15 protein-coding genes are annotated in these 13423 nt (G+C 60.5%); 5 read left to right on the top strand and 10 right to left on the bottom strand.

All coding sequences use genetic code 11. The features are described from left to right. Positions 1–105: 105 nt before the first annotated feature. The 3 genes from nucS to GO986_RS21995 form a co-directional block, all read right to left on the bottom strand. Entirely contained in the window at positions 106–876 is a 771-nt protein-coding gene (gene nucS, locus GO986_RS22005; RefSeq protein ID WP_157461668.1) for an endonuclease NucS, read from the bottom strand. A 2-nt stretch (positions 877–878) separates the two neighbouring features. Beyond that, positions 879–1082: a hypothetical protein gene (locus GO986_RS22000; RefSeq protein WP_157461667.1), complete on the bottom strand. Its 204-nt coding sequence runs from the start codon at positions 1080–1082 to the stop codon at positions 879–881. A gap of 66 nt (positions 1083–1148) precedes the next feature. Then, positions 1149–1709 carry a hypothetical protein gene (locus tag GO986_RS21995; RefSeq protein WP_157461666.1) on the bottom strand — a complete coding sequence of 187 codons (561 nt, stop codon included), beginning with the start codon at positions 1707–1709 and terminating at the stop codon, positions 1149–1151. Between the two features lie 123 nt (positions 1710–1832). Between GO986_RS21995 and GO986_RS21990 the strand changes: the two genes are divergently transcribed. After that, on the top strand, positions 1833–2198 hold the full coding sequence (locus tag GO986_RS21990) for an HU family DNA-binding protein (RefSeq protein ID WP_157461665.1): 366 nt from the start codon (positions 1833–1835) through the stop codon (positions 2196–2198). A gap of 417 nt (positions 2199–2615) precedes the next feature. On the opposite strand, the gene GO986_RS21985 is transcribed toward GO986_RS21990, so the two are convergent. Together GO986_RS21985 and GO986_RS21980 are read right to left on the bottom strand one after the other, a co-directional pair. Beyond that, a complete protein-coding gene (locus GO986_RS21985; protein ID WP_157461664.1) occupies positions 2616–3851 on the bottom strand; it encodes an aminopeptidase in 1236 nt (411 codons plus the stop codon). 229 nt (positions 3852–4080) lie between these two features. Further along, positions 4081–4494 carry a response regulator gene (locus GO986_RS21980; RefSeq protein WP_157461663.1) on the bottom strand — a complete coding sequence of 138 codons (414 nt, stop codon included), beginning with the start codon at positions 4492–4494 and terminating at the stop codon, positions 4081–4083. 123 nt (positions 4495–4617) lie between these two features. On the opposite strand from GO986_RS21980, the gene GO986_RS21975 reads away from it, so the two are divergent. The 3 genes from GO986_RS21975 to GO986_RS21965 all read left to right on the top strand — a co-directional run bounded on the left by GO986_RS21975 (position 4618) and on the right by GO986_RS21965 (position 7018). Beyond that, the gene (locus GO986_RS21975; RefSeq protein ID WP_157461662.1) at positions 4618–4896 is read left to right on the top strand and encodes a hypothetical protein; all 279 of its coding nucleotides are present in this window, start codon (positions 4618–4620) and stop codon (positions 4894–4896) included. 414 nt (positions 4897–5310) lie between these two features. After that, positions 5311–6462, top strand: a complete 1152-nt coding sequence (locus GO986_RS21970; protein WP_157461661.1) for a hypothetical protein — start codon at positions 5311–5313, stop codon at positions 6460–6462. Positions 6463–6808: 346 nt separating this feature from the next. Next, positions 6809–7018, top strand: a complete 210-nt coding sequence (locus GO986_RS21965) for a hypothetical protein (RefSeq protein ID WP_157461660.1) — start codon at positions 6809–6811, stop codon at positions 7016–7018. Between the two features lie 37 nt (positions 7019–7055). Here GO986_RS21965 and GO986_RS21960 read toward each other — a convergent pair whose 3' ends face one another. After that, positions 7056–7457: a hypothetical protein gene (locus GO986_RS21960; protein ID WP_157461659.1), complete on the bottom strand. Its 402-nt coding sequence runs from the start codon at positions 7455–7457 to the stop codon at positions 7056–7058. A 152-nt stretch (positions 7458–7609) separates the two neighbouring features. Next, the gene (locus tag GO986_RS21955) at positions 7610–7834 is read right to left on the bottom strand and encodes a hypothetical protein (RefSeq protein WP_157461658.1); all 225 of its coding nucleotides are present in this window, start codon (positions 7832–7834) and stop codon (positions 7610–7612) included. A gap of 586 nt (positions 7835–8420) precedes the next feature. Between GO986_RS21955 and GO986_RS23150 the strand changes: the two genes are divergently transcribed. Then, complete coding sequence (locus tag GO986_RS23150; RefSeq protein ID WP_224576520.1) at positions 8421–9887, top strand: family 43 glycosylhydrolase; 1467 nt, start codon at positions 8421–8423, stop codon at positions 9885–9887. A 210-nt stretch (positions 9888–10097) separates the two neighbouring features. On the opposite strand, the gene GO986_RS21945 is transcribed toward GO986_RS23150, so the two are convergent. The 3 genes from GO986_RS21945 to GO986_RS21940 all read right to left on the bottom strand — a co-directional run. Continuing rightward, positions 10098–10949 (bottom strand): glycoside hydrolase family 64 protein, encoded by an 852-nt coding sequence (locus GO986_RS21945; RefSeq protein WP_198170922.1) that lies wholly within the window; start codon positions 10947–10949, stop codon positions 10098–10100. Beyond that, on the bottom strand, positions 10950–11327 hold the full coding sequence (locus GO986_RS22715) for a hypothetical protein (RefSeq protein ID WP_198170920.1): 378 nt from the start codon (positions 11325–11327) through the stop codon (positions 10950–10952). A gap of 244 nt (positions 11328–11571) precedes the next feature. Continuing rightward, a partial coding sequence (locus GO986_RS21940; RefSeq protein WP_232337964.1) for an ATP-binding protein occupies positions 11572–13423 on the bottom strand: 1852 nt, incomplete at its 5' end.

Here is a 13423-nt window from a genome sequence, read left to right as displayed (position 1 = left end):
ATTGATACAGACTGACAAGTCAAGCTGAACAAACCGCGGAGCCGTCCTTCAACTTAGTCAGTGTATTTCGCTGAGCATTCCGGGAGGTCTTCACTGAGACCTCACTCAATCGAAGAGCGACGCCTGGACAGGGGAAGTCGTCGTTACCTGCGCCACCTGCACCACCACAAACTCCAGATTCCGGTCCTCTAATTCCAGGCGCGCTGGGACTGTGATGTCCGGCGCCGCCAGAATGCCCCGCACCTCCACTGTCCGGTGCGTGCGCAGCAGCATCTCCTCCACCGACCGCACATAGCGTGCCAGTTGCGACACCGCATCCTGTGTCGCCTTCCCCCGCTTCAGCTCCACCACCACATACCGACCATGCGCGTCCTGCGCATACAGGTCGATACCACCCGAAGCCACGGGCAACTCCCGGTTCAGCACCCGCAAGCCTGGCTCAATCAACTCCGGCTGCCGCGCGAGGAGCTCCTGAAGCTGCTTCTCCGACCCCGACAGCACAAAGCCCGCCGGCTCTCGGATCTCCAACGCCTGCGCGACCTGCGGTTCGAGCCAGATGACCCGCACCAGCTCCTGCGGACTCCGCCGCGCGGCCGCCAGAATGCACCGCCCGTCCTCCACAAACGCCGTCAGCTCGTCCGTTTTCGGCTGCCAATTCATCGGCTTCACGCCCTTCGGGGCATGCACCTGTACACTCCCATCCGGCTTGATCAGCAGTAGATAGGCGCCCACGTCGGCGGTGCTGGCGGCGCGCCCGTGATACACCACTTCCGCCAGGCCGGCCACCTGAATCAAGCATTCCCGCGTCCGCAGGTGCCGAGTCAAGAACGTGGCCAACTCCGCTGGTTCCGGCGACAGCAGTTGCTCACGCAACATCCTCAGGCCACCACACCCGCTGGTCGGGGCAGCCGCACCATCTGCACGCCAGCTGCTGTAACCGTACACCCCACCCAGTCGCCTGGGCGCACCCCAGCGGGCAAGTGCACCAGCGGCCAGATCTCCTGACTTTCCTCTGGAAGCAACACAGTCGTCAAGCCGCCGTTGATCTCCAGCACCTCCATGACCTCTTCCGCCTCAAACACACTCAGCAGTCTGGCAGATGGCGCACGCCCGTCCACCGTCCAGGCACGATTCGGGCCTCGCGGCCTTCACTCCGCCTGGTGGCGCGCTCCTGCACTTCCCATCTGCGGCTTAAGGAGACCCTCAGGGCGCGACTGGAAATCAACTCGCGCCGCTTCCAGCAGCGGCGTCCAGTGCGCCCACGGATCACTGAGCGTCAGTCCCATACCGCGTCCAAAGACCATCGCAGGCGTGTGCCCTTTCAACCTGCGCTGACCGACCCGCATCCACTGACGACCCGCAGTCGTGGCCTTGGTTGAAAACAGGATGGTGGCCAGTTGTTCCAGACACGCCACCGGTGCCATCAGCCGCTCAAGGCGGTACCCGCGCTCACACAGGGCTTCCCACATCTCTGGAGTGAGCGTGAGCAGGCTCCGCATCAGGCCGGCGCCGTACTGGCGGCCCAACGCTTGATACCGGGGGGCCATGTCCAGGAGAGGCGCTGGCGGCACCGGCAGGAGACAGGCGACGACCTGACCGTCCCGAACGATCTCGAAGCCTTGCCCGGCCTGCACCTGGCGGAGCACCGCCTCCCAGTCCAGATGAGCCGTCGTCTGATCCAATCGTTGAAGCGGGCTGGTCTGTGTCACAAGGCGAAACTGGAGCAGGTCAAGCCAATACTACAGACGCGCAGGGAGAGCGGCACTGCATTGAGGCTTCCGGCACGCGCCACCCCTTGCACGCTTACCCTCCGGCCCTGCACACTGACGCGCATGACGAAAAAATCAACGAAGGCCCCCGCCAAGACACCTGCCGCCAAAGCCGCTGCCCCGAAAGCGGCCACGGCGGCCGCCAGTGAGTCCACGAAAGTCGGTAAGGCCCAACTCGTGAACCTGGTTGCCGAACGCACCGGCCTCACCCTGAAGCAAAGCGACGCCGCCGTCGTGGCCGCCCTGGACAGCATTGTGAATGCCGTCAGAGCGGGTCAAAGCGTGGGTCTCGCTGGCCTGGGCACCCTCAGCGTCAAAGCCACGGCGGCGCGCACAGGCGTGAAACCCGGCACGAGCGAGCGGATTCAGATTCCCGCCGGCAAGAAGGTGAGTTTCAAGGTCGCCAGCACCCTCAAGGGCACGCTCTAACCCACTGGCTGTGCGCGCCCCAGGGCATCGTCCCTGGGGCGCTTTCTGGTTACCGGCACAGGCCTAAGCCGGAACGATCCGAGCCTCGTCCCAATACCGCAAGAACGTCTCCACCTGCTTCAAGAAGCCCTGAAAAGCTTCCGCACACGATTGGTGCGGAGTCAGAGCAAAAATTGATGCCCTACACAGTATTTTCCGAGATTAAGGAATCGAAAGGGCCGCTGTGAGCGATTCTCTGGGCGCGTCCCAGTTCAGCTTTACACCTTCTAGGACAGAGTGCAGAGCCGATAGAATCGACGTTTTTCACCTCTCAATTTCAGAGGCCCCATTTGGGACAAGTGGGACGAGGGCTGAGCGTACAACAATTGGCAAATTGTGTCGTCAGGCCAATCAGCAACCAGAAGGACGCACCTCGCGTCAGAACGCCCAGCGGCCTCCCCGTATGAGCGGCTGACGCGAGCCGTCCTCTGCGATGCCGTCGACCTCTACATCCGCACTGCCGATCATGAAGTCCACATGTGTGAGACTGTCGTTGCCGCCCAGTGCAGCAATCTCCTCCAAGTTCAACTCAGGACCGCGCTCAAAGTTTTCGCTAAACGAAAATCCGAACGCCAGGTGACAGGCGGCGTTCTCGTCATACAAGCTGTCTAGGAAGAGCGTGCCCGTCCCTGCAACTGGTGACTGAGTTGACACAAGGGCGACTTCCCCCAAATACCGAGCCCCCTCATCCGTATCGAGCGCCCGCTGCAGCGCCGCTTCGCCCTCAGACGCCTGGGTAGAGACAATACGCCCATCTTTGAAGCGCACTTCAAGATCCCGCACTAGTGTGCCCGACAAGCTCAGTGGCTTGGTGGCACGGACCGTGCCGCTGACTTGCGTGCGGTGAGGCGCTGTAAACAGTTCCTCTGTCGGAAGGTTCCCAGCGAAGAAGATGCCCGCGGGGGTCGGCGACGCGCCGCCGACCCAAAGGTGCGTGTCAGCCAGACCAACGTTCAGGTCTGTGCCTGGGCCACGGAAGTGCACTGTGCGGTACCGGCGTTCGTTCAGAATCTCAGCACGCCGCGCTAGGGCCTGCAGGTGGTCCCGCCAGGCCTGGACTGGATCAGGCTCGTCCACCCGGTTCGCCGTAAAAACATGGTCCCAGAGGCGCGCCACCGCTTCGTCTGCCGGCAGCGCTGGAAACACCCGGCTGGCCCAGGCCGCACTTGGCGCTGCGGCGCGGCACCAGGCGAACGCGTTCCTACGCATCAGCTCAGTGAAGGGCCGCAGCGGCCCCTGACGGCCCAGACGTTCCCGGTCAATCAGGTCCGGATCGATGTCGGCCAGCAAGGTCGGATCGTCGGAAGTCACGTGCAAAAAGGCGTCGCCACGCTCAGCCGTTTCACGCCAGAGGTCCGCGCGCCACTGCGGGAAGGTGGACAAGGTTTCCAGGGCAGCGTGCTGGAAGCGGACGCGGGCAGTGAGGGCATCGTTCCAGATCACGTTGACAAGAGGCGCGCCCGCCTGATAAGCGTGCTTGGTGATCAGGCGCGCCAGCGGCGCACATTCGAGGTCAGTGCTGATGAGCAGACGTTGCCCAGCTTGAAGATTGACCCCGATGTAGACAAGCAGGGCCGCGTAGCGGTTGAGGCGTTCTTCAAAAGTCAGGGGCATAAGGCCACACCATAAGTGCTGGCTTGCCGAGCCTGCTCGTGGGTATGGCCTACCGTACCCTCCCTGAGATGGCCTACAGAACCTAGGGTCCACGCACCTGAACGCTCTTGGGCACAAGCACCAACGCCCACACAATATCGTTTGACCTCTCTGCGCTGTCGTGCGTGTCGATCCTTCACTTGGGCAGCCCACTGGCCGCTCGTATTGAATTCAATCGCACAGACGCTGGTCAAGCCGGAACGATGCGGGCCTCGCCCCAGTAGCGCAAGAAGGTCTCCACCTGCTTCAGGAAGCCCTGAAAGCTCGCCGCTTTGACCAGGTACGAACTCGCACACAGCGTGTACGCCGTGCGCACATCATCCCGGTCCCCAGAGGTCGAGAGCATTACCACCGGAATCGGCACCAAGCGGGGGTCCGCTTTCAGCGCCTGCAGCACTTCAAAGCCGTTCATGCCCGGCATGTTCACATCCAGCAGGATCACATCCGGCAGGGCCGCGGCAGTCCTGAGGTGAGCAAGGGCGGCCGCGCCCTGCCCGAAGACCTGGAGTTCACAGTCTGGACAGAGGTCACCGAAGGCCTCTATCGCGAGGAGCTGGTCATGCGGATTGTCGTCAACGAGAAGGAAGCGCCGGGGCGTGACCATACCCGGCCAGCATAAAGGCTTCCTTAAGATACAATGAGCACATATCACAGTGTGAAGAGCGCAGGAGTTACTCACGCTGATGTCCAGCACGGCCTGGCAACGCGCAGGGCTACACTGCCCCAGATGAAGTGGCATTGGCTGCCCGCCGGCGCACGTCACGCTCGGCTCGCTGACGGCGACACCGCCGACACGGCGTGGACCCTTGAAGAGATCATGGGTGAGGCCGATGCCTCAGCGCCCGAGCTGGACTTGGTCTGGTTGATCGGCGGCAACGGTGCGGTCGGCCTTGCGCAGGGGAATGTCTATTTCAGGCCTCACCGCCCCGGTGTCGCGCCCAATGGTGTGGACCGCGCGTTGGCTGATCGCCTGGCCAGGCGCGCGGAATGCCTGCACAAAGGCTGAACTCGGGCAAGCCTTGAAGTCGTGCGGTCCAGCAGGCGGTCGTTGCGCAGCACAAAGCTCGCAGGCAGCGCGGCCATGATGGGCAGGGCAGCCGGGCGAATTCACTCCGCTGAGAGGCCCGCTGGCTGAGCAGCAGATGCAGTGCCCAGGGCGAGCAGAGCGGCAGACGACAACAGCAGGTTCATGGCCTGATGATGTCCCAGGGGCAGAGGGCTCGGGCGTGCGGTGACGACTGACCATGAACCGTTTGCGGGGACATGGCGTACACTAGACTTGGCCGCCTAGACGCCTATGCCCCCCGCAGTTGCACGGTGAAGTCCAGGCTGATGATTCTGACCTCTGCGCCCTCCTGGGCGGTGGCGGCTGGCAACGCGGGGACCGGCCGCCCACACGCGCCCAGAAAGGGACACCGCGATGCACGACCACTCGGCCAAGACCGTTGCCCAGGCCCTCCGTACTTACCTCACTGCCCACGGCCTCAATCCCCTCGGCCAGCAACGCGCCCTGCAGGTGATTGCGGCCCTCCACGGCACCGACTGGAATACCCTCAGCGCCCAACCCAGCCGGCCCCGCCTCGCGCCACCCGCCGACGCGCAGGCCCTGCAGCGCGCCCTTCGGCATTACGACGTCGACGTGTCGTCCAGCTGGGCCCAGGCAGCCATTGCCCACTTGGATGGCCAGCGCCCTGACTCCGTCGCGCAGTTGCCGGTATCGGCGCCCGTCACTGACCCCGTGCCGCTGGCCATTCCCCTGCTGGACCGCGACACGGTGTACCGGGCCGTCCCCAAATACCAGTCCCACCCCATTTACATTGATCGCCGGTCTCGCCTCACCACCCCCTGGCCCCTCCTGCCGCTGCCCGCACAGGTCAGCCCCGCCCTCCGGCAGCAACTGTGGCGAGCACACCTCCTGGAATGGACCCCGGAAACGGGCCTCCTCATTGACGGTGCTGCCCCCGTCATGTCCCTCCCGACCCTGGGACCAGGCCCCCTGAACGAAACCATTAAAGCGTGGTTGAAGACCCTAGAGAATACCGCCCCGGACCGTACGACCACCTACGAAGGGAATGGCCCAGCGCGGCAACTGATCCGACTCACGGTCCCCCGCTTGCTGGAGGTGCCCGCGTGCTTGACCTACCAGGCCCAGTCCGCGTACGGCCGCAGCCTCATGGCCGACGCCCGGCGCAACCTGACCCTCAGTTACGACGGGGCCACCACTTATGCCGCCCAGGCTAAGCGGTATGACGCCTTCATCACCGAGTGTGCCCTCGACGGCCGGGGCTCCAGGGCCCTGCGGTCTCACGAGATCCACCGTCTGACGGACCAAGAAGACCAGGTGCTGAGGGCTTTCCCCGATCGGCGGCCGCGCATCCGCGACCACAGCAGATACTGGAAAGTCGCGGCCACTGGCCAGCTCGTCTTGACGTATGAGCCGTACATGGTGATGGGGGACCCAGAGATCCAAACGGAAGCAGACGCGTTCCGCCAGACCGGCTGGACCGTGACGGTGCGCCGCGCAGCGTATGCCCCTGGGATTGCCATGATCATGCTGGGTGCGCCGGCGTGAAACGGTCAGCAATATCCGTGCGTTCAGCACGGCGAGCGAGCATGCTCCAGAAGACGCGATGACCCCCGCGCCCATCTCGACTGCCGCCTCTACCGTGCTCAACTTCATGCGCCGCCGACCGCTGGATTGGTGGCGCAGTGCCGGTCAGGACCGCATCTGGTCGGACGCCGCTTATCCACCGGCGAAGGCGATGTAGCTGGTTCGAGCAGGCCTGTTGGCGTTGCGGAACTTTACGGAAGATCGCTAGCTCGGCTGATAGCGCCGAATTGACCTGAACAGCCCAGCATCCCACCAGCCGTCAGGCTGGGCCACGGCGCCCTGCGCCCAGCCCGCGTAGGCTGACCCTATGGCTCGGCTGATCTTAGAACTGACGAACGACACCCACCTCACCTTTGAAGCCTCGGACGACTGGGTCACGCAGGCCGCTCAGCGAGCTCGATCCGTCCAAGGGGAACACAACCGCATGTTCTGGTTCACGGACCCAGCTGTGCGCCCGAGTGCTGGCAGCGTATCCGGCATCCTCATCCACCAGGTCAAAGAAGACCTGGACACCTGACCGGACAGCCGGCCTGTAAATGAGCAGGCCGGCTGGCTCATGGCGTTGTGTATCGCCCTTGCTCCAGCACTTGTGCCGCCCGCTCCGCCCGGACCAGGGCGCGGTACTCGCGGCCGAAGAACCAGGACCCCAGCCCAAATACGGCCAACACGACTAACAAGGTCGACCAGCGGTACATCCACCGCCGCGCCACACCATGACCCACCCAGCCCAGCAGCAGCAGAATTAGGCACCCAACAGCCACCACGAAGGCCAAGTCGCCTGCCGCTGTCTCGGCTGGACTGTTCCACCACGCGTTGAAACCTGAAATCGCGGCCATGAGGAACGCGGCGCTGCCCACCAGGGTCACGACCATTGAAAAGGCGGCCAATGCGCCGCAGCCAGGATCCTGCGGCGCATCCGGCTTCTGGCCCTTTCTGTTGCTCGCCTGCTCCGGCATGCCCTCATCCTGCCTCGCCGGTCACCGTGATGCACGCTGATGTGCCTCAGGCATGCAAAGAGGATGGACGGGCTGCTCCGAGCCGTCCCTGTCTCCCCTGCCGGCAGCACACACTGAGGCAGGGAGAGGCGGCGCTGCACAGGGCTCTGCGTTCAGTCCTCTTCCCGCTCTGGCACATTGTCTAGTTCAGGTCGGTTGCTCATGCGAATCCACATCACTAAGACAATGGCGAGCAGCAGCGGCAGCGTCAACGTCAGCCAGGCCTGTGGTTCGCCCGCCGCCGCTCGCTCCACGAGCAGGAAGAGACTCGGCCCAGGGCTGTCGCCCAAGATCGACACGTCAGGGGGTGGTGCGGGGTGGGGAGCAGAGGGTGCCATCCGTCCACGATGCCCTGCGTAGGGGTGACGTGACGCCTCGGCACGCAGGACGCAGCTGGTCTAGCCAGGAAACGAGCGGACCGACCACGTGAGGAGGGTGCCCAGAATGAAGAGGGCAGCCAGGGCGGTGAGGATCCTACGCTGCTCCCCAGTCCGGGCTCGGTGCCACAGCAGGAGCACGGCAGCCATTCACCCCAAGCTGCACTGTGGTCAAGGCCTCAGGCGTCGCGGCACGCAGCAGGCTGGGGAGCGTGAACGAGGCCGGCAGACTGAAGCCCGCATTGAGCCCCGACGCGAACAGAAAAAGGCCCCCGTACACCTGCGCCGACCGCTGCTGTACCCGTGGCCGTGCGAGTGCCTGATGTGGCGCGGTCACCTCCGGCAGCGGCCTTAATGTGCCCCAGACGGCAGATGCGTGACACCGCTGTTGGCCGCTGATTGACAAGACTCAGGAGCATGTTTACCTTGTGAACGCTCACCACCACATCTCGTACAGCAGAAGGAGCTTACTCTGTGAGCCCTTGACCTGCATCTACGCCTGAAGCCGGTGTTCTCCAGCTCAGACCGTCCCCCTTGAGAGGCAACCATGAAACGCTGGCTTTCACCCATCCTGACTCTTCCACTGCTCCTAGCTGCCTGTGCCCAGCACGCCGCCGGGCCCACTTCTCAGCCGCCCGAGCCACTGCAAGGCCAGAGCACCCTCGGCCTGACAGGCCAGCTTGGGGCGCATGACCCGACACTGTTCAAAGCCGGATCAACCTACTGCGTCATGTCGACGGGTGTCGGGAATCCTACCCATCCGGGTGGCGTGTTGGTCCACCGCTCGGACGGCGGCCTGACAGGTGCCTGGAAGACACTGGGTGCTCTCCCCACGCCGGCTTGGGCTGTCACAACCTACCGCGCAGAAAACATCTGGGCTCCCGAAGTGGTCTATAACGGCAACGACGGGAAATACTACATGTATTACGCAGCGTCGCAATTCGGAACGAAAAACTCGGCCATTGGCGTGGCCACGAGCACCAGTCCTTGCTCAACCGGCGGCTGGACAGACCGAGGCCCTATCCTCAGGTCTGGAAGCACCACCGATCACAATGCCATTGACCCGTCTGTCCATTGGGACAGCGCCAGCGGATGGTGGATGGCCTGGGGGTCATTTTTTGGTGGCATCAAGCTGCAGCACATGAGCAGCATGACCACCTTCGACGGACCCGTGTATACCCTGGCCAATCGTCCTGGAGTGGCCAACAATCCGGTGGAGGCGCCTTCGATCGTCAAACGGGGGAACTATTACTACCTCTTCCTGTCCTGGGACAAATGCTGTGCGGGAGTGAACAGTACCTACAAGACGGTGGTGGGCCGCTCCACGAGGATCACGGGGCCGTATCTGGACAAAAATGGAGTTCGACTGGATCAAGGAGGAGGAACCGTCATGATGGGGCCCCGGGCGAACAAGCTTGGCCCGGGTGGCGGTGACGTCTACGTCGAGAATGGCAACATCTACTTCGCGCACCACTTCTATGATGCAGGAGAGAACGGCGCCCCCAAACTGGACATCAAGCTGTTGGAATGGAACGGCCACTGGCCCTACACCAGTGAATCGACCAACGGATACGCCCTCGCGAACGGCGGCATCTACCGGCTGGTGAACCAGGCTAGTGGCCTATGTCTTGACGTTCAGAATGGAGCAGCGAGTCCGAGTGCGCAGCTCCAGCAGTGGGGCTGTAATGGGCTCCCGGCTCAGAACTTCCGTGTGGAACAGATGGACGACGGCTTCTACCGCCTGCGGAGTGTCCTGGGCAATCAGGACCTGTGCCTGGACATCACTGGTGGCAGCAGCACGCCAGGGACGGATGTGCGGCTGTGGAACTGTAACGGTCAGTTTGCCCAGAACTGGCACCTGGAGGACATGGGCCAGGGCTATCACCGTGTGGTAGGCCAGCAGACCCGCCTGGCCTTGGACAGCGTCAATGCCAGCACCTCTGCAGGAACAGAAGTCCGAACCTGGGGCCTTAATGGTTTGGCAGCACAGAACTGGCGCCTCGAACGCAGATGAGGGGGGACTTGATCGCTCCTGGTGCGTGTTGAGCCAGGACGGTGTTCGCGGTCAGCAGCTCAAGCACCTTGGCGACCACCATATGGTCCTGTATCTGGTCGCCCTCCTGTTGCTGCAATGGCTGCGCCTGGCGCTGGAGAACAGAGGATGTCGTAGATTCAAACCATAACTATTGGCCGTGAAGATATAATCTCACGGAAAAGCTACGATCTACCAGCCTACTCGTAAGATGAGACCTTTGGGATCCTTCACCTCTTGGTAAGCAGCCTGCTGATTAAAATCGTCATAGGCGAATCCGTAGGCCAGCCCACCTATTGCCTGCTTATGCCAAAACTGCGCGTAAGCATTTGCGGGTGCCGTTGAATAATACTTCGCTGGAATCTTCCATGCACCTACGTCTTCATAGACTCCTCGGTTGAGCCCTGCACAACCGCTCGGATCCTCAGCCAAAGGCCCATTGCACAACAGAACATTTTGCGTGCTTGGTTTGGACTTCTTTTTCCAAACACGCTGTATATAGTTGTCAAAATATTTGGCCTGTGCTCCTCCCTCTCGGAACGCGCCGTGGATAGGAGCGACAATTCGGTAAGGCGCTTGCTGTCTTCCTAAAGCCTGGAAGGGCTCAGAAACTTGAGAGAGATACGCATCAAAAATCTGTGCTCGACTCACGTCCTCCCGTTCGCCAACAACCTGATCATATGTGCCATTTCGATTCACAAGTCGATGTTGAAGCGGAAAGCCAAATCCGTTCACACGAGTAGTGTTTCCATGGTAACCGCTATCGTCTATAGTAAATTCAATAAAATCGAAATAAACATTGATATTGGGATCAGAAGGATTGTCTATATTAGGCCCAGCAAAACCTGTATCAAACGTCTTGATATAGCAAGGACTACCAATACAGATATACAGTCGTCCAGATGTAATCTTTGGTATTTCTATCCAATCAATCTCACTCGTACGATGATAGATGTTCGCGAAGTTTGTACCGTTTTTACTCAGATGTCCGTTGGCATCATTGAGCGATCTTGAAAGAGAACGCAGTATCCCTCTCTTGTCCAATTAGCTCCAGCGCCCATTCGATGGATTGATGCCCAAAATGCCCCAGTAAATATCACCGTTAGAGTAGTGTCCATTCGTTCCATTCATGATCTTCATGCTGATACTACCCTTACCTGTTGCCAAGGGAATATTGGATGCAAGAATGCTCCTGATGCTTTCGCTTTTAAATGCCTTATGGGCATCAAATTCCTCGACCTCATTCGTCTGACCTTCTTGGCCTGAATTTGCACTGCTCGACTCATTGTCTGATGATGAGCTGTCCACGCCCCCATCAGGAAAAGCATCTTTGACGCCTTCAGGGCTAGGCGCTGAAATCTGACTTGAGCAGGCGTTCAGGAATAGGGTCACAGCAATGATTGATAGAGTTAAATTCTTCACTTGTAAAGTATGTAATTTGTAGTATGAAGTGTATGCAAAAATCGATTTACGACTTTGACTACGTGTTGGACAGTTAATCTCTCGCTACACACTTCATACATTATAGGCCAGTCACACAGATATTTCAGCTTTCTCATTGAGAGAAGACAATGAAGTTTGGAACTTTAAATCAGAGAGGTCACTCATTGATCTCTAACGGTGACAAACATGCGGATATCCATTACAACAGAACGATCTGTTCTTTTCAGATGTGCGTCTTGGCAGCCTCTAGCTGTTGGCGCTGAGACCGCCGAGCGGGAAGAGTGAGGAAATACGGAAGCACAGCGCCTAACCTCTGACCCAAGCGCTGAGCCTCATCCCAGTGCGTTTGCGCCCTGTGCTGATGGCCCAGCCGAAGATGGGTATCGGCCAGGCCATGTAAGGCCAGCCAGCACGCTGGCCGGTGCCCATCTGCCGCGTCCGCTTCTGCCACAATTGCCGCGAAGATGGTCTGCGCCGCCGACCAGTCACGTCGCCGGAGCGCCAAGTGACCTAACCCAAGCCGAGCCATGTGTTCTCCTTGACGGTTCCCAGAATTTCTGGCCGCCTGAACATCCCGCTCGAAACACTCCTGCGCTTCCGGTAAGCGATTGAGAGCACTGAGGACAAAGCCACGGGCATTCACGTTGTCACGCACGGCGAGTCGGCCTTCTGAGCTGAACGTTTCATCGGCCCGGTCACAGTAATCAAGGGCCACTTGCAACGCAGACGAACGGTAGCCTGGACTCACTTGAAGCAGTTGAAGCAGCGCGAGGGCATTGAAGCAGGTGCTGGCATGTGGACGATAGCCTAAAGTCGTGAACATATGGAGGGCAGCGTGAAAGCACTGCTCAGCCGCATCCAACTGCCCGCGAAGGGTATGCACTTGCCCCATCAGGAGGTGAAGATCAGCGCGATTAAACGTGGCTCCCATTTGCTTGGCGAGAAATAACCCGCTTTCAAGATCATTTTGAGCGGCTGCTCCGTCGCCCTTGGCCAACACAACGCTAGCGCGGCGTCTGAGCATAGTGGCCAGAGGTGCAGGACGGCCCGTCTTTACAACGGCAGCGTAGAGTTCATCCATGAGGGCAGCGTGCTCAGCGTCTCCGCGCTGCTGGACCGCGAATTCCCGAACGTACAAAGCACACATGATGTTGTATTCATCCCCGGCGGCCCGAGCAGCAGCCAGAGCGTCCCCAACCGGCTGGGTGCCGCTGTACATCGCGAATGCTTCTGCCGTGATCAGGCCCCACGCGTGTGCTGCAGGCTCTTCTTTCACATAGGGCAGGAGCGAAAGGATCGTCGGCAGTTTCACAGCAGCCAGTCCCCGGTTATTCCACTCACGGTGGAGATTACGCGCCAAATACATGGCAGAGAGGTAATCAGCTCGGGCGGTTGCGCTGTCCAGTGCCGCAGCGAGATTTGGATACTCTGAATGGAACCAGTCCTGCCACTCCATTTGACGCTGACCGTCCAGCTGCTCATAGAACCCCGTATTTGACTGCTTGAGGAAGAAAGCGGCATGCTTCTCCTCTAGTGTTCGCTGCGCCACAAGGTTTTCGCTTAAATATTGACGAGACAGTTGCGCGATCAACGGGTGCTGACTGAACCGACCAGTCACGTCAACGCGGATCATCGACGTATCAACAAGGCCCTGTAGATCTTGAAGCGTCGCGCCGACCACAGCGGCTGCTGCAGCAAATGTGAAACCACCATGGAACACAGCCAATGCAGCAAGGACTTCCTGTTCTCGGGGCGTGAGGCGCTCCCAGCTTTGTTCTAAGACCAACCGCATACTCTGATGTCGCTCAGGCAGATCGCTCATTGGCGCACTCGGGAGGCCCAAGATAGCCTGTACATTCCCCAAAATAGCTTCTGGGGTCAGCGTGCGAATCCAATTCGCAGTCAGCTCAACCGCCAGCGGTAGACCGTCCACAAACGTGCACACCGCCTGCGCGTGTTCTAGGTCAAGGTCCGTGAATCGGTACACTGGGCGCACCCGCCGAGCTTGACCAATGAACAGAACAAGTGCGTCACTCATGGTCTGGCCTGGACGCGCTTCAATAAGCAAACCGCTT

It is taken from the genome of Deinococcus arboris, from assembly GCF_009755355.1.
Classification (GTDB): domain Bacteria; phylum Deinococcota; class Deinococci; order Deinococcales; family Deinococcaceae; genus Deinococcus; species Deinococcus betulae.
This window is presented reverse-complemented; position numbering and strand designations above follow the sequence as displayed.